Source organism: Alteromonas sp. Mac1, assembly GCF_001562125.1.
Taxonomy (GTDB): domain Bacteria; phylum Pseudomonadota; class Gammaproteobacteria; order Enterobacterales; family Alteromonadaceae; genus Alteromonas; species Alteromonas stellipolaris.
Map to the genome: position 1 here is coordinate 769498 of NZ_CP013932.1, position 17309 is coordinate 786806.

The following is a 17309-nucleotide window of genomic DNA, read 5'->3' on the forward strand; positions in this document are numbered from 1 at the left end:
AAAGGCAGTGATACTCGTAAGGCTGATTTTAAACCCAGAGACAACGAGATTGCTGAGCTGTTAGATAAAGGATGCAGACGCGTGGCACCTGTTCACCGTTTATCAGTAAAGAGGCAGGTAAGATGATAAAACAAAAATTAATAATGGCATTCGCGTTTTTTTGTGGGATGTGTGTACTAACCGGTTGTGGCACTTCACAACCGACCGCAGTCACCGCCAACAATACCATAATGGTGACACCAGAAGCGCCGGTAGAGATTGTTATTGTCGCAGACACACTCGGGCCTAAGCGTATTACTTTTATCGTTGATAATCTTAAGTCTTACGCCAACCTTTCACTTTATCAGGGCACAAAATTACTCGCTGATAACCTTAATGTGCCAGTGCAAGGCGAGCAAGTTATTAGTGCGTTAGTCGATGTGGGTCAAACGGGAGAAATCTCGTTGTCGCTGCGCACGTTAAATGCACAAGTAAACATACTTTCTTGGCATGTCGATGATGTGGAATTCAGTAATTTACCTCAGTTTGAAGATATTACCGAGACGGCGGGTTTAGACAAAGTAATATCATTGAAGTATGGCGGCCCCAGTGTTGCTGATCTTGATCAAGACGGAGACTACGATCTCGTACTTAATAATCATAACGCTGAAACCAGCAAGATATATTTGAACAACGGCGATGGCACTGTCGTTAAATATCACACTGACTTATCTCGTTGGTTTATGCAGGATTTACATGGTACGGCGCTCGGTGATTATGACCGAGACGGCGATTTAGATTTGTTGTTAAGCCGAGGAGGGGGAAATGGCAAGAACCCTTCGGTGTCTTATTTTTACCTTAACGATGATATCAACTTTGTGCGTTTTACTGGTGATGCAGGAATAAATAAAGGTGGTCGAGGTCGGGGGGCTCGCTGGATTGATATGGATTTAGATGGTGATCTCGACTTGTTCATCATGAATGAAACCAGCTTATTCAAGAAGTCACCGCAGCACATATTTTTTGAAAACATGGGAAAGGGCCGATTTAATCAGCGCCGTGTGAAAGGCTTAGAAGATGTTACCGCGTCCCGCACTTTGGTGACCGATTTTAACCGCGATGGCATAGACGATATCATCATGTATAGCCCACTTTCTCTTTGGCAAGGCAACGGCGACTTCGGATACGACAATGTTACTACTATGCTGCCCTCATCAGTGACTGATACTGCAAGTGTTATGGCAATGACTGACATTGATATCGACAACGATGGGGACCTAGACCTTTATTTAGCCCGCGGTAAGAAATTTGAGCACGGTTTTGGTGAAAGTCCCTCGGTTGATTTCGACCCAGTTGAAAAGACCTTCTCAATAAAAACCCGTGGATATAAAGGTATCGACGAATTCTCATTTAATGCTGAAAGCGAGATAACCTTAACCAATTATTATTTTCTAGGGCAGTCTGGCTTTAGAGGAAAAGACTATCCGGCCTTTCTTGGAAGTAATAAACAGCCTCATATGGTGCCCTCAGGTGGAGAGTTTAGTTTTAGTGCATCTATGGCGCAAGGTTGGCCTTCTGAGCGCAATGCAAACGGTGTGTACTTCGGCCACACAGGTAAAGGCAAGTGGAAAGCTGAGCTGGTAAGAAACGGCAATATATTTTGGTCTTACTTCTTTACGCTCAAAGGCATAAATGAGGCAAATACGGCATTTGAACCAGATAATCGAAATCAACAGGATATCCTTCTTGAAAACAGAAACGGGAAATTTGTGGATGTTTCTGACCAGTGGCAAATACCAGTAGGCGGCAATGCACTGGGCGTTACAACAGGAGATTTTAATAACGACGGTTTTCAGGACCTCTTTGTGTACCGATGGGGGCGCGTTGACAAACGTATTGCTGACAACATGTTGCTTAATACCGGTAAGGGCTATTTTGAAGCTACGACCATGCATGGCGCTAGCGACCATGGCGGCCCAGGCTTTGGGGATATGGGGCAAGCGTTTGACTTCGATTTAGATGGAAAGGTGGATTTACTATCTGGTAGTGAGCACGGCTATTGGAATTTATACCTTAACACTTCCAAAAATGCAGGGAGGCATACGCTAGTTAAGGTAGGTTACTCACCCGACGAGCAGGTAGATGCCTTGGGCGCACATGTGGAAGTTGAAACATCTGAAGGAAAACAGTTTCGGCGAATTGGTTCAGCTGGTGAAATATTCTCCCAAAGCTTCCTCAACATTGTTCATTTTGGCGTGGGTACTGCTCATCAGATAGAACAAATAACCGTGCGCTGGCGAAATGGCGAAACACAGAAAATTTTGCATCCAGACATTAATAAGCGCGTAAATTTCGGTCTTGCCAAACCATCAATATCCTCAGTACATCCAGTAGTGCAAGAGCTTGAAGAACCCCATTCAAACTCTGACGCTGCACAGGCTCCTTTCATCAAAATTAAAGGTAAAAGTGCACTTGCCAAGCTAGGGATTGCGATTGGCGAGCCAATTGAGCTAACGGCTGATTACCATGCTGGCGGGCAGCACCAAGTAATAGCCGCCGATGAAGGCGGGGTACAATTTTGGTTGCGTCACCAAACGCCGAGTCATGTTCCAGTTGAAGACCGCGTTGTAGTAGACAATAACGCACTATATAGCACAAAAGGTAAGGCAACCGCACTCATTCAGACGACGGGCTTAGCGCCAACATCATTGTTGCCCGAAGGGCATTTCTACTCCTTGCGCGCCATTTTTACTTCAAGCGACGGCAAGATGTACGAAGACGCATTGGGCGAAGTCATTCTGTATTAAATTATCGAGAAGGAGATAAACCTTGCTAGGACAAAACGATTGGACTTATCAAATTGATGAGATGTGGGGCGAGCATAATCCTGCGAAACCCAAACCTGAAAATGCGCATGCGTTAGCGTTTTTAGACGACAGGCTTTTATTGGTTACTGATAATCTCGATCACAACGTTATAGAATATGATAGCAACGGCAAAGTTATTGATGCATGGGGCAAGCAATGGCCAGGCGCTCATGGCATCAAAGTAGTGCCTGATGGCGACAGTACCGCCATTTTTATTGTTGATAGCGGCTGGGTATTAAACAGTAAGTGGGACGGTACAAGTTACGATAAGTGGGACTCACCGTATAATAAAATGCGTCAGCAAGCCGGCTCAGTGGCCAAGCTAGATAAAGAGGGAAAGGTGCTGTTTTCTATAGGGCACCCTCAAACAGTGGGCGCCTATCGTGATGACATGCCATTTAATCCAACCGATATGGTTGTTACCGATAACGGCGACTTTTATATTGTAGACGGATACGGCAGTGACTACATATTGCACTATGATAAGCATGGACGTTACCTACAAAAGTTTGGAAAAGAGAATGCCAATAGTGCTGAAAATATCAATAACGGACATGGCATTACGCTAGATTACCGAGGTGAGACGCCTTTATTGTTGGTAAGTTCAAGAGCTGACCACTGCCTGAAATGGTATACCCTCTATGGTGAATTTATACGTACCCTACACGTACCCGGGGCATTTATTCATGCGCCTCTTTTTAATGGCAAGCATATGATAGCTGCAGTATGTTGGACAGGCGACACTTCAGCTCCTGAATTGAACTCAGGGGTGATATGTATCTTTGATGAGAACGAAACTTTGGTATCGGTTTTAGGCGGTGAGCTGCCTGAACATGGTGCGCCCGTAAGAAGTGATAAAAAACACTTCTATCATTGTCATGGACTCGAGCAAGATAAAGACGGTAATTTATATTTAGCACAGTGGAAGGCGGATGCAATGCATCCCATACGTTTACTCAAATGCTAGCATTACGGGGAGTTAAGCAAACGTTTTAAGTAAACGTTTGCTTATCACTTTGTTAGAACGGATTGACTGTGCCAAGGCTTATATCAAGGCTAAGGCGTAGTTTAGCTAAGTATTAAAGTGACGCGATGTCAGGCCATAACGCAATAGCGTCATCATCAATCTTATCTAATGGTCTATACACTAGTGAATTTTCCTTAAAAGGTTTAGCTGATTCGGCGCAGTAGGCGGCAATCATCACCCACCTTGGATCTTTAGATTTATTTTGATTTGATTTGTGCAGTAAATTGCAATGAAAGAACAAGGTATCTCCGGGTTCAAGCTCAACATTGACCAGCTCCAAATGTTTTAGTGCCTCATCCACAAAGGTCATGTCAGCCCCTTTTTGGTCTCCGGTTTTCGTGTGATTAATTCGGCCGATATGATGAGACCCTTTTAATACCTGAAGGCAGCCATTTTCAATTGTTGCACGGTTAATAGCTATCATGCAGCTAACTAACTTGGGGTATAAATGATAATTATCATTTGCCCAGTAACCATAATCTTGATGCCATTCCCATGCGCCACCTACGAAAGGTTCTTTCATCATAATTTTAGTCGTGGTGTGAAACACAGGTTCTTGCAGTATGTCTTCAGCAGCATCAGCAAGGCGTTTACCGCGAGAAAACATGGAGTAAAAATCGTCCCCAAGTTCTTGCCACAAACACACTTTACTAACCGTGCCTGAAGCATCTTTTTTGTCCCACGCTTTTTCATAAAGACCTTCATCATTGAAAACGGTATTTTGCAATTTTTCAATTTCTTTTTCGCTGTAGTACCCACGAGCAATTACGTATCCGTCGCGGTGAAAATCAGAAATTTGCTGCGGTGATAAGCTTATTTTACTCATTTTTTGCCTCTAATACTTTGTGTTTAATGTTGACAATATTGAGCAGAATTGGCATTAATGCAATGGGTAATTCATATAAAAATATGACTTTTATATATGAATCAATAAGTCCTTTGTTTTACATGGTTTCAAGACACAAAAATTATTTTCAATTCACTGGTAAATAACAGCAGGGGAAAAGTTATGGAAAAGCAAAAATACGCCGTTCCAGCATTAGATAAGTGCTTTGAGATTATGGAGTTTTTAGCTAGTTCTGGTAAGGCTAGTACGCAAGCGGAAATAGCGAAAGGTATCAGTCGCAGTACGAACCAAATTTATCGTATTTTAGTCAATTTAACGGAAAATGGTTACTTAACGAGAGATGAATTTAATGGTAAATATGCATTGTCATTTAAGTTATATAATCTTTCCCGTTCTATCTCTCCATTAGATGAAATACGTAAACAAGCGCTGCCCTTAATGGAAGATCTTGCTGTACGATGTCAGTTGTCCTGCCAGCTATTTGTTTTGTATCAAAGCCAAACTATGGTGTTGGTGCAGGCAAAAAGCCCATACTGTGTTTCCCTCAACTACGCTGAAGGAAGTCGTTTTTCTTCACTGATATCGAACCCTGGTAATGTACTGCTCGCCCACAGTAACAAGGATGTGCAACAAATGATTTTACGAACTGAGCCAAGTTGGCAAACATTTTCAGAGAAAGAAAAGCGAGCTTTTGGCAATAAATTAGACACTATCGCCGAGGCTAAGCAATTGGATGCGTCGAGCCAACATATTTTAGGCATTACAGAGTCAGTATGCTTAGTGGGGCAGCATGAGGGTAAACAAATTGCTGCGTTGATGATAAGCCACTTGAGCCATGTTAACGAAGTGACTGATAATCGAGAAAACCTGACTTTACTTCGTGAAACGGCGAACCGACTCACCACTAATTTGGGCTTATAAATACGGTACACATGAATGGACTACCTCTGAACGAGGTTATTTGTCCATTGTTTGCACTATTTTATATTCTTACGTATTGCTGCGACAGCTTGTTTAACATCACCTAATTTGAATGCTTCAACAATATCACGATGCTCCTCTACCAGCTTGCTAGAGGTTTTAATGCGCTGATAGTTCATCCGCATTCTAATCACAATTGGATACCAAAGGTTGAACAAATTCTCTCCGCCTGCGAGCTCGATAAAATACTGGTGAAAGGCAATATCAGCTTTGGTAAGTTCTGTATATTCCTGTTTTTCAAAGTGCTCTTGCATGTTATCGATAAGAATATCCATATGGGCAATTTGTTCTACGCTTGCACTTCCAATGACCTCTTTTGCCGCGAATTCTTCAATTCTCTTTCTGAGGTCGATACTGAGCTTTTGTAATTCAGGAGAAAGGGGGCTATTAACAGATGCGCCCACATTGCTTTTGCTAATTAGTAACCCTTCTTTGGTCAATTTTAATATGACATCTCTAATAGGCCCTCGCGATACTTCAAAACGTTCAGCCAACTGTATTTCGTTCAGTTTTGTATTCGATGCGAGTTCTCCAGAGATGATATCTGAGCGCAACACATCTGCAATTTGGTCCCGAACAGAAAGAATCTTGTTTTTCATAAACCTCATCATAATTAAAAGTAATAGGAGTAATGGTAAATTGTTAACTTTATTATGTGGAATGTCCAGTTTTTGAGGTCTTAGGGCTAGTATTTGCAGGAAATTTACAGTGAAATAGCTTTTACTTTAGTAAACGGGATTTATTTATATTGTTAACAGTTTAATGTTTAAACTGATGTGGGTATACTGATTTAAATTGTTAACAAAGTGTGAGATATAGGATGAATAAAACAGCAATAGCTTTGGCGCTTTCTCTCAGCTTATTGGGATGTCAAAAATCAGAAGAGGCGCCTACGTTTACTGCCAGCAAGTCTGACTCAATTGAAGCTAGCGCTTCATTGTCAAAAGAGCAGCCTTTAATACAGCTGACCAAAGAGGTCATCGACTCTCAGGTCGAACTGGTTAATGCAAAGGCTAGCTTTACAAGTCGCGGTATGAAGGTCACGTTGTTAGCCAAAGACAATCCTAACTCAGGGGTTAATATAAAGCCCAGTGAACCTTGGGACTTGAGTGAATTTGACGACTTTAACCTCGCAATGGATATTGAAAACCCTGGACCCCATTCGGTACAGCTGTTTCTAAATATTACCGATATAGATGGTGCCACTTATACGCGAAGTGTGGCCGTTCCTGTGGGGGAAAAAGCAACATACTACGCTAAGATGCGCGGTCATGATCTTGCTACCCCTGATGGCGATGTGAACCAAGAGCTCAATTTTTTATCTGGCTTACGCTCTAACCCTGAAACATGGGAGTCTGGTGACGTGCAGTTTATCTCGATGTGGGGGAAGAAAAATCTAAACCTTAAAGGCATTACCGAAATCAGTTTATCGGTACAGAGTGCGTTATTCGACAAGCATATTGAGCTTAGCAATATTCGGCTGCGACCAAACCCTGAGATGAATACTGACTTCTTGACGAAGATTGTAGACAAGTATGGTCAAAATGCCACCGTTGAGTTTCCAGGTAAAATCCACTCTCAAGAAGAGCTTATTCAAGCTAGAGAGACGGAAGCAAAGCAACTTGATAATAAACTCATGCCAGACCGATCTAGATTCGGTGGATACAAAGAGGGGCCAAAGTTAGCGGCTACGGGGTACTTTAGAACCGAAAAGATAGACGGTAAATGGGCGATGGTTGACCCTGAAGGCTACCTTTATTTTGCAACAGGTTTAGACATTATAAGGCTGTCTAATACGTCGACTATGACAGGTTATGGGTTTGATGATGGATTAGTTGACCTCGGCGGTGACGGTGTAACCCCAGAAGATTCTAAAGGGCTAAATCGGGTAAACGACGAAGCCATACCCAGCAGACATATAGTGTCTGATGTTAGAGCGAATATGTTCAACTGGCTACCAAGCTATGACGAGCCATTAGGTAAGTGGTTTGGGTATCGTGGTAGTGCACACTCTGGGCCAGTTAAAAAAGGCGAAACCTTTAGCTTTTATGCGTCCAATTTAGAGCGCAAATACGGTGAGCAAGACCCCTTAGAAGCTTGGGAACAAGTTACGTTAAAACGGATGAAGAATTGGGGTTTTAGTTCATTAGGAAACTGGACTGATCCTCGTTTTTACCAAAATAATGAAGTGCCTTACTTCGCTAATGGCTGGATCATTGGTGATTTTAAAACGGTATCTAGTGGTAACGACTTTTGGTCACCACTACCAGATGTGTTCGACCCTGAGTTTGCTAGAAGAGCCGATGTTACCGCCTCTAATGTGGCTGAACAGGTCAAGAATAGTCCTTGGTGTGTAGGGGTATTTATTGACAACGAAAAGAGCTTTGGGCGCAGTGAAAGTAATGAAGCGCGTTACGGCATCGTCATCAATACGTTAACGCGAGACGGCAAAGACGTACCAACGAAAGCTGCATTTACTGGGTTAATGAAGAAAAAGTACGGCAGTATTTCAGCATTAAATGCGGCTTGGGGAACTAAGATTGCCTCTTGGGGGGCTTTCAATGCGGGTATAGATTCCAGTATTCGAAATGAAGTACAACTGGCCGATTACAGTGAAATGCTGTTTCACTACGGGGAAAAGTATTTTAGCGTAGTGAATGCTGCTTTAGATAAACACATGCCTAATCATATGTATTTAGGCGCGCGCTTTCCAAGTTGGGGCAAACCAATGGAGATTGTTGAGGCTGCTGCTAAGCACGTTGATGTGATGTCGTACAATGTTTACAAAGAGGGTATTCATCCGAAATCGTGGGAATTCCTCCAAGACATTGATATGCCCAGTATCATTGGTGAGTTTCATATGGGCGCGCGTGACAATGGTTTATTCCACCCAGGCTTAATACAGGCTGCGACTCAAGAAGATCGCGCACAAATGTACATAGACTACATGCACTCAGTAATCGATAACCCTTACTTTGTTGGCGCACATTGGTTCCAGTACATGGACTCGCCCATTACCGGCCGAGCGTATGATGGTGAAAACTACAATGTGGGATTTGTTAACGTAGCTGATACGCCCTATGCGCCTATGATTAAAGCGGCTAAAGAGGTTAATAGTAAAATGTATCCACGCAGATTTAAATAATCTGCAGCCATACATTACGAGCCAACAGCCTTAACAGCGAAACCCGTAGATAGCTAAAACTTCATGCAGCTAACGGGTTTCAAACGCCCTAGTAGGCTCGTTATTCATAGCTTGGCCTTGTCTATACAAGGCCAAGCTTTTTTATATGTGTTAATTGAGTGAAAGCGGTATAGGCCTATTACTTAAGCAAAATAAGTGCGTTGTAGAGTGAATAGATAGGCTTAAGTGTATTTTTAATGTGTTGGGTAGAGCTCGGTGGGATATTTGGGCTATAAGATTTCAAAGGGTAGAGAAGTGTCATTACATAAAGCGAAGCACTCACTTTATGTAATGACATGAAAAGTAAAATTAATCCGTGGTATAGCGTTTATTAGCGGTAAGGTTTTTCAGTTCAATCTCCTCGCCATTTCGCCACCGAATAGTGGCGGAAGTGATGTGCGTATCGCCTCCTAAACCGAAATGCACGATATCCATTAAGCTTTGAGAATGTACCTCACCGGCTGAACCCACTCGCTTTTGATAGGTTTTACCTGATCCTGTCTTAATACTCACAAGTGCGGAGTATGGGTCGACGTTGTCTTTGGGGCTGTAGTTAACATCAATCAGAATATAGTTATTTGCGGTATCTGATTGGTTTTTGTAAAGATACCAGGCACCTTCCTCTTCGCTTCCATTGAGCAAATCAACCTGTCCATCATTATTAAAATCAAACGCCTGACCCATATCGCCGTGACCTGTATCGGTTATGGCTGATGCTCCGTGTGTCATCAAGTTTTCAAAGCGGCCTTTACCATTATTTAGCAGCATCAAGTCAGCAACTCTCTCAGCCAAAAAACCGTAACGGTATAAGAATAAATCTTGCCACCCATCGTTATTAAAATCTCCACGGGTGACACCCCAGTGATTTCCGCCAAGTGGAATATTCCAATCCGAAGTACGGTCAACAAAAAAGTCACTACGGTTAACTAATAAGAGGTCTTGAACGTTCCTATTATTGGGCTCCCAATCATACTTAATGTCTTGAAGTCCAGTAAGTGAAAAGGAAACCTTCCAATAAATATTTCGATCTCTGACCCACTCAGCCTGCCATTGGTTATTGCCTAAATAACCGATATACAGGCCATTGACTTTACGCTCCTCGGGCCATCCCACAGCATCATTGTTATTAATCGTAAGTTCTGATGGCGCAGTGCGCATTTCCATGGGTCGTTGAGAGGGCATAAAGCCTTTAGCGTTTACCACCATTCGCTTTTTGTTCTCACCTAAGAATATAGCAAAGCCATCATTGTACTGGCGGTAAGTAAGGTCTAAGTCAGCTAATACGATGGCATCATCGGCGGTGAAAGACACAGCAGTGCTACCAGTCTCGCCATCATCTCGAATGTCGAGGCGGGTGGTTTTTGGATTGAAATCAATAGACTTTCTAGAAATTTGATAATGTGTTCGGCTACCTGCAAAGTATAAATCTAGTAAGCCATCATTATTTACATCAATATCGGTAGCCGCATAGTATCCCATTTTTCCCTGAAGACTCGGAGGAAGCTTAGCCGCGGTAACGTCTGTATAACTGAAATCGCCGTTGCCTTCCCATAAGGTAATGGGTGAGAACATGACAAAATCATCAATGCCGTCGTGGTTAAAATCGGTGACTAACACACGTTCACCAGCAGCATCTTCTAGACCTTTTACTCGCTGCTGACTGAAGGTGCTATCGCCATTATTTTTGAAAAAGTACTGAACGGGGTTTTTACTGAAAGGTGTAGGTGCATTGAATAAAGCGACATCAAGATCACCATCTAAATCCATATCAACCCAACGTGGAGAGCGCCCACGAGCTGGGGTAAGGATACCAGCTTGTGCTGATACATTGGTGAAGGTTTGCTTGTCATTATTAAGTAAAATATACGAGGTAGGGTTGGTACCGTTGGCGCCGCCTTGTGCCACCATAATATCCAAATCACCATCGTTGTCGTAGTCGCCCACAGACGAACCGTGAAAATCTAGCGGGTAGTCGAATAGCCGCTCTAATTTAACAGGATTATCACCATTGTAGGTAACCAGTTGTGTGGGTACATGATTGTGATTATTTAACACATAATCGTAGTCTCCATCCGCATCAATATCGCCTATTGCGGGCCCACCATATTTGTAACTTATCTCGGTTTCTAATTGGTACTGTTGTGAAGCGTCGACGAAGCTTGGCGTCTTCAAATCTTGAACGTCTTCAAAATTAACAGTATTAATCGCAATGTCGTTGCTTCGGCGAACGAAGGTTAGGGTGTGTTGCCCCAGTGTTTTAAAATCTACCAAAACATTTAGGTTATGACTTCCTGTTGCGGGAATGTCTAGATTGTCTACCACCACACGTTGTCCATCCATGATGGTGAGCTGGGCATAACTTGCATCGATTTCTACAGAAAGGTTAAGGCGTTTTAAGGCGCTGCCAGTAACATTGTACGCGAGAGTGAAATCTTGGGAATTAGTCAGTATTACCGGTTTATCTAGAGACTTTTGAAGCTCACTAGCAGCATATGCACTGGTTTCATTACTGGCCATATTTTCGCAACCGGCTAATAATCCCATACAAATACCGCCACATGCCATGTAAAAGTAATAGGGCTTTTTCTTGCTAAGCAACATATTAGGTTTCCAACTTTTTAGCTAAAAAAGTAAATCGTTATTTCATATTTACCATAAAATTGTTAACATTTAAACTTATTGTTAACAAAGTGTGTGCAATGGTCATTCGTGGAACGCTTCCATTATGTAAGCTTTTTGACGAAAGAATGACGTGTGTATTTACGCAAAGGTAGGCGGGTGATAATGAGTTCTATGAAAAAAATGGTCTATATATTTGTGGCTGTTTCAACAGCTGTTGCAGCGATTCCTTTCATCAGCAAGGCCACTGAAAAAAGTTTTGATGTTGATGAAGCAGGCCCATTAATGCCATCGTTTGTCGCATTCGAAGATACAACGCCCGCCGGTATGACATGGCAAAAAGTTGAAGCTCTTTCCGATGAGTTTAATCAGTCGTGGGACGCGTCTAAATGGAAAAGATCAAATTGGAATTATTCTGACACTCCTGTGAATATGGTTGATACAAACTCAGGGGTGGAGAATGGCTACCTTTGGATTAGTGCTACGCTGGATGATTCAACAGAAGAAAGCTGGTTTAAAACTTCACGGGTACATTCTAAAGCGAAAATTAGCTTTCCTATGTACACAGAAACACGTTTGAAAGTTGCACACATAGCGGCTTATAACACATTTTGGTTGAATAATGGTGATGCAGATAATCGAGATGAAATTGATATTATTGAGATTAATTCTGATCCAACTTGTGGGGAGAATGATGAATATCCTTGGCAGATGAATTCTCAGTATTTTATTGTTAAAAATGGAGAAACAGAGCGTAATAAAGGGCCTTGGAGCACGAAAAAATTATCGGATGCCAACACCCGTAAAGGCGTGACGTGGAACCAGGACTATCATGTATTTGGCGCATGGTGGAAAGATGAACATAATGTACAGTTTTACCTGAATGGGGAACCGGCGGGTCATGTAGTGAGCAGTCAGCCTTTCACGTTACAGCAGGAGCTGATTTGGGATCTCTGGACGCAAGACAGTTCTTGGGTTTGCGGCCTGCCAGAAAAAGAAGACTTACTAGACCATAAGCGCAATACAATGAAGGTTGACTGGGTTAGGACATGGAAGTTAGTGTCCAAATAAATGACCAGAAAACTTGCAGCCTAAGTAAATACCTTTACGGTAACCTTGCGTTAAACTATCAATGCAAAAAGCTGCTTCATTTTCAGCTATTAGTAAAACTATAACCGTCGAGCCCTAATGAAGTATTTTACGTTTTATTGCTTATTCATACTTAGCCTGCTGTTACTTTCACCCTTATCCGCTAAGGGAAATACAAACTGCGTTGGTTGTCATCAGCAAGCCGTGTCTAACTGGCAACAATCTGATCATGCGAAAGCTATGGATGTAGCTGAAACACAGACTGTATTAGGCGACTTTTCAGGTGTGGAAGTTACCCACTATACCCAAGTTGCTAAATTCTACCAAAAAGACCAAGGCTTCTATATCCACTTTACAGAAGCTGGGGAAAGTACTCAATATCGCGTTAAGTACACCTTCGGACATTATCCATTACAGCAATATTTGATTGAAGGAACTGACGGAAAAGTTCAGGTGTTCCCTTTCGCTTGGGATTCCCGAGTTGCAGAGGATGGCGGGCAAAAGTGGTTTCCCATGTATGAACAGGAAGATATCCAGCCAGCCGATCGACTGCATTGGTTACAGCCGCTGCAAAATTGGAATGGTATGTGTGCCGATTGCCATTCAGATGGTTTAACCCGTAATTACGACGTTGAACACAATCAATTTGACACCAAATGGGACAACATTAATGTGGGCTGTCAGTCATGTCACGGTAAAATGCCCGACCACGCTGAAACTGCCTCATCAGGTCAGCTGTCTTTGTCGTTAAGCGAACAGAAAGCCATAGGGCAGTGGCTGATAGATGACGGAGAAAAAATTGCTTCTTGGCATGGAGAGCCCAGAGATAACACCTTTATGGAAACGTGCTTTGCCTGCCACTCGTTACGCACGCCAATCACTGATGGAATAAAGCCGAATGTCGCCTTTCTCGATCAGTTTTTGCCATCGCTGTTAGTTCCCCCTATGTATCATGCAGATGGCCAAATTAAAGAAGAGGTGTACGTTTACGGTTCTTTTTTACAAAGTAAAATGTATGCCGCGGGTGTTAATTGTCTCGATTGTCATGACAAACATACGATGAAAATTAAAGTAGAAGGTAACGGGTTATGTTTGCAATGTCATAGCGCTGAGGTTTATCAACAACCTGCCCATATTCGTCATGAGATTGATTCATCGGCGGGGCAGTGTGTGAGTTGTCATATGCCAGAAACAACGTATATGGGAGTGGATGCTCGCCGTGATCACAGTTTTAAGGTTCCACGTCCTGACCTCAGTATTAAGTACGACACGCCGAACGCATGTAATGGATGCCACCTTTCTCAAACACCAAGCTGGGCTGCAGATATTATTACGCAATGGCGCGGTGCGTCTGTACTTTCAGCATCTCAGGGTGAAGATTTTCTTGCGCTTATGCATGAAGGGCGCTTGCCGGTATCTGCGCACTTTTCCCTTATCAATAACGCAGAACTTAGTGAAATAGTGCGTGCCAGCGCGATAGCGATGTTACCAAGCAGTGTTGCCGAACTCACTGACAAGGATATAAAAGCGTGGGTAAATTCACAGCATGATCTTATTCGGTTCGCCGTTGCTGGTGTAGGGCAACTACTGCCAGTAAAAGAGCGTTTAAAATCTTATCGAACACTGTTAGATGACAAGTTAACGGCGGTGCGACTGACTGCAGCCAATCATTTGCTGGATGCGGGTTTAAGCCACAACGACAGTTTCAAAAATGCATTGCAGATATTATTAAATGCTAATGAAGTCTCAATGTGGCGTGGGGAGTCTGCACTTAACCAAAGTATGGTATACCTGCAATTAGGTAAGTTTAAAGACACGGTGAAAACGTTACAGCATGGTATTAACGTTGACCCATATTTTGTGCCGAACTATGTAAATTTAGCCGATGTGTATCGCAATACCGGGGAAGGGAGCAAAGAAAGCCTGATCCTCGAAAAAGGCTTAAAAGCGAACCCTACGTCGGCGGTTTTGCACTACGCCCAAGGTATGTCTCTTATACGCCAACAGAAAAAGCCAGATTCTATTCAGGCATTTCGTCAGGCGGTTAAATTAGCACCTGAGAATGTACAGTACGTATATGTGTATTTCCTAGCCTTGGATGGCATTGGACAAACGCCACTAGCGCTACGGGAGCTGAAGCTGGCTTTAAGTCGCTACCAGTATCACCCACAATTACAGCAGTTGGGTTTCAATTTCGCACAGAAAATGAATGATCTTGAAGCACTCGCGTATTTTCAGAAAATAGCAAAAAAAACGGCAAGGTAACTTGCCGTTGTAGATAACCATATAACCTTCACCGCTTAGGCTTACCGCTGATTAAATCTTGCTGGATATAAGGTGGTGTTAAATTCTCTTGCGGCGTTTACCATTTCTGTATAGGGAATGTCTGTAACAGAAACAAAGCCCACGTTATAGTTCTCTCCGTCAAATGCTCGACCACTAATAGGTGAGTCTACGTATTGGAACCAGTGAGCGCCTACCATGTTGGGATGGTCGACTACAGACTGCATATACTGCTGATACATTTTAGCCCGATCTTCTTGGTCGGCGGCGGCAACCAGCCCTGGGTGAAATAAACCCGAGTCAGTATTGGTCCCTATATGAAATTCGCCGATAATACTTGGCAGGTCTATATCTTCAATAAAGCGCCATTGTGAAGGTTGAACGCCCTCTTTGTATATATTAAAACTAAGTACATCGCTGTATCGTGTGGCTGCGCTAATCGTTTCATCTGGCATTCCCCAGCTGGCCATACGTGCGCCCATATAAAGGTGGTGTGGTAACGCAGTTTCAAGTGCATCATGCACCACTTTAAAGTATTGTTCAGATAGCATTTCAAGCATCATCGACAAATCCTTCTCGAGCGCAGCCGTAGGCTGTTGTGGCTGCCAGGCATTATTCAGCGCTTGCCATGAGGTGAATGAGGTGCCCCAACCTTCATTCAGTGAGTTCAATGACGAGTATTTTTGTTTTAACGCGTCAACAAACGCTTTTTTAGCAGGGCTTTCGTCAATGGAGTGAGATAGTGCATCTAAAATAAGCCCGTAGCGTTGTTCAAGAGTACCTTCTGTTCGACCCCAACTTTTTTCATTATCGACAAAAATTCCGATGCACCATGGTGAAGATTGTATTTCTTTTGCTATTTGATTGATGGTGACTTGTGCTCGACGCACAAATTCTGGGTCGAAGGAATCGGGCATTGAGTCCCAAACATCATGGACGGAACTGAGGGTTTTGAAGTCGCCGATAATCCATCCATTGGCGAAATATGGAACTTGCTCATTAGGGTAAAAGGCAGGATCTACCCAGTTCCCCATAGACGTAAATCCCCAGTCTTGAAACCGGTCTAAGGTAACTTCTTGCCACTTTTCTTCGTATGCTCCTGGGCTTGATTCACCATATCTGCGTTCTAAATTTGCGCGGTAGAAACTAAAGGTTTCTCCTGAAGTTAATGGTCCTGCGTGCACTGAACGCCTATAGCTATAATGGTCAGCTAAGGCGTCGTCGTAGGGGGGGAGCCAAGAAAACATCTCATGGCGTACTTCAGAAGCGATATAACGAGTATCCCGTACCGCATCTGAAACGTTCACTATACCCATAGAATCTTCAGGCGTTACTGCTTCTGGGTCGATATAGCGCACCGATTCATCTTTAAAATCAACGCCCGTCAGTGTGGTTAAGTTTGCCATACGAACGTTCGCTAACCCGTTAGAGAAGAAGAGGTAGCCATCTGGGTCAACCAACCACCATTTACCCTGCATTTTATGAGTACGGAAATAGCCCGTTGCTTCTAGTTTTGGACCCGCTTTCCAACCTCCGAAACGCGAGCGATCGGGTAATGGGCCTGACGCATTTAACCGGGTTAACTCTTCGTTGGCCTTTTCTTTTAGCTCTGCTTCGGAATGAACCTTTAAGGGGAAATCGCGTTTGGCGTTTTGCCCAAATTTATCAACGGTGTTTTGACGATACTCATCGCCGTAGTCAGGGTTCTCTCGTAGCCTTAGATTATCAATAGTAAGGCGCTTACTTACCATATTCCCTCGAGTATATAGACGGATAGCCTCAACCGAACTTAGGTCAAGCTTGATGCTGCCTATGCGAAAATGTGCCATTTGCTCGTTACTCTGCCACGCTTCCATTCGAGAACGCTTGTAACCTAGGTCCGTGTCTAGAACTTGACCATTTAGGACAAAATAGTAGGTAGATGTAGAGCCCGGGGGAATGATGACACTATGGCTAGCCTGATTTCCGCTCTCTGTCATTACACTAATATAAAGTTGGACAGATTCCTCTTCAGGATTAGTCGCTTCAAACGCCAAATTGATTTCTTTATGCATACTCCAATCCCAGTTTTGTGCTGGAATAAGTTTGACCGATGCTTCAGCTACGTCTCCTTCAAAGCTCACATGCAACGCCTTCCCACTATTAGGCGACATTGGTTGCACAGTGGCAGATGCAAATTCTGTTTCTATTTTGCCATTTAAGGGCACATCAAAACTATAGAGGTTGTCTATAACATTCTGAGAACTCGATGAAGGTAAAGACGTTTGATTTTTTTGTGTGTTGCAGGCGGCTAAGCTTAAACAAGCCACTGCGACTGCCATAGAAATACTATGAATTTTCATCGTTAAATTCCACCTTATTGTTTACAATATATTGTTAACAATAAGTAAAGCAGAATTTAACTTTTATAGCAATTGCTACCTGCGCAGTGTT

10 protein-coding genes are annotated in these 17309 nt (G+C 43.0%); 6 read left to right on the forward strand and 4 right to left on the reverse strand.

The annotated features are described in order from the left end of the window. Positions 1 to 122 precede the first annotated feature (122 nt). Positions 123 to 2786 carry a CRTAC1 family protein gene (locus AV939_RS03315; protein ID WP_057794037.1) on the forward strand — a complete coding sequence of 888 codons (2664 nt, stop codon included), beginning with the start codon at positions 123 to 125 and terminating at the stop codon, positions 2784 to 2786. 22 nt (positions 2787 to 2808) lie between these two features. Further along, positions 2809 to 3813, forward strand: coding sequence for a hypothetical protein (locus AV939_RS03320; protein WP_057794034.1), 1005 nt, complete (start codon positions 2809 to 2811; stop codon positions 3811 to 3813). Positions 3814 to 3925: 112 nt separating this feature from the next. Here the strand turns inward: AV939_RS03320 and AV939_RS03325 are convergent, their stop codons facing one another. Further along, positions 3926 to 4699, reverse strand: a complete 774-nt coding sequence (locus tag AV939_RS03325; protein WP_057794032.1) for a phytanoyl-CoA dioxygenase family protein — start codon at positions 4697 to 4699, stop codon at positions 3926 to 3928. A 183-nt stretch (positions 4700 to 4882) separates the two neighbouring features. Here AV939_RS03325 and AV939_RS03330 point away from each other — a divergent pair, with 183 nt between their 5' ends. After that, on the forward strand, positions 4883 to 5641 hold the full coding sequence (locus tag AV939_RS03330) for an IclR family transcriptional regulator (RefSeq protein ID WP_057794030.1): 759 nt from the start codon (positions 4883 to 4885) through the stop codon (positions 5639 to 5641). A 56-nt stretch (positions 5642 to 5697) separates the two neighbouring features. Here AV939_RS03330 and AV939_RS03335 read toward each other — a convergent pair whose 3' ends face one another. Beyond that, the gene (locus AV939_RS03335) at positions 5698 to 6309 is read right to left on the reverse strand and encodes a GntR family transcriptional regulator (protein WP_082605063.1); all 612 of its coding nucleotides are present in this window, start codon (positions 6307 to 6309) and stop codon (positions 5698 to 5700) included. A 212-nt stretch (positions 6310 to 6521) separates the two neighbouring features. Between AV939_RS03335 and AV939_RS03340 the strand changes: the two genes are divergently transcribed. Continuing rightward, positions 6522 to 8846, forward strand: coding sequence for a beta-galactosidase (locus AV939_RS03340; protein ID WP_057794026.1), 2325 nt, complete (start codon positions 6522 to 6524; stop codon positions 8844 to 8846). Positions 8847 to 9194: 348 nt separating this feature from the next. Here AV939_RS03340 and AV939_RS03345 read toward each other — a convergent pair whose 3' ends face one another. Beyond that, entirely contained in the window at positions 9195 to 11486 is a 2292-nt protein-coding gene (locus AV939_RS03345; protein WP_231751159.1) for a CRTAC1 family protein, read from the reverse strand. Between the two features lie 183 nt (positions 11487 to 11669). Here AV939_RS03345 and AV939_RS03350 point away from each other — a divergent pair, with 183 nt between their 5' ends. Together AV939_RS03350 and AV939_RS03355 are read left to right on the forward strand one after the other, a co-directional pair. After that, positions 11670 to 12575, forward strand: a complete 906-nt coding sequence (locus tag AV939_RS03350) for a family 16 glycosylhydrolase (RefSeq protein ID WP_057794024.1) — start codon at positions 11670 to 11672, stop codon at positions 12573 to 12575. Positions 12576 to 12692: 117 nt separating this feature from the next. Then, a complete protein-coding gene (locus tag AV939_RS03355) occupies positions 12693 to 14858 on the forward strand; it encodes a multiheme c-type cytochrome (RefSeq protein WP_057794022.1) in 2166 nt (721 codons plus the stop codon). A gap of 41 nt (positions 14859 to 14899) precedes the next feature. On the opposite strand, the gene AV939_RS03360 is transcribed toward AV939_RS03355, so the two are convergent. Further along, positions 14900 to 17218 carry a hypothetical protein gene (locus tag AV939_RS03360; protein ID WP_057794020.1) on the reverse strand — a complete coding sequence of 773 codons (2319 nt, stop codon included), beginning with the start codon at positions 17216 to 17218 and terminating at the stop codon, positions 14900 to 14902. Between the last annotated feature and the right edge of the window lie 91 nt (positions 17219 to 17309).

Bases quoted from the DNA above. Each gene is read 5' to 3' on its own strand.
- AV939_RS03355 (WP_057794022.1), top strand. From the start codon at position 12,693: ATGAAGTATTTTACGTTTTATTGCTTATTCATACTTAGCCTGCTGTTA.
- AV939_RS03315 (WP_057794037.1), top strand. From the start codon at position 123: ATGATAAAACAAAAATTAATAATGGCATTCGCGTTTTTTTGTGGGATG.
- AV939_RS03340 (WP_057794026.1), top strand. From the start codon at position 6,522: ATGAATAAAACAGCAATAGCTTTGGCGCTTTCTCTCAGCTTATTGGGA.
- AV939_RS03330 (WP_057794030.1), top strand. From the start codon at position 4,883: ATGGAAAAGCAAAAATACGCCGTTCCAGCATTAGATAAGTGCTTTGAG.
- AV939_RS03325 (WP_057794032.1), bottom strand. From the start codon at position 4,699: ATGAGTAAAATAAGCTTATCACCGCAGCAAATTTCTGATTTTCACCGC.
- AV939_RS03345 (WP_231751159.1), bottom strand. From the start codon at position 11,486: ATGTTGCTTAGCAAGAAAAAGCCCTATTACTTTTACATGGCATGTGGC.
- AV939_RS03350 (WP_057794024.1), top strand. From the start codon at position 11,670: ATGAGTTCTATGAAAAAAATGGTCTATATATTTGTGGCTGTTTCAACA.
- AV939_RS03360 (WP_057794020.1), bottom strand. From the start codon at position 17,218: ATGAAAATTCATAGTATTTCTATGGCAGTCGCAGTGGCTTGTTTAAGC.
- AV939_RS03335 (WP_082605063.1), bottom strand. From the start codon at position 6,309: ATGAGGTTTATGAAAAACAAGATTCTTTCTGTTCGGGACCAAATTGCA.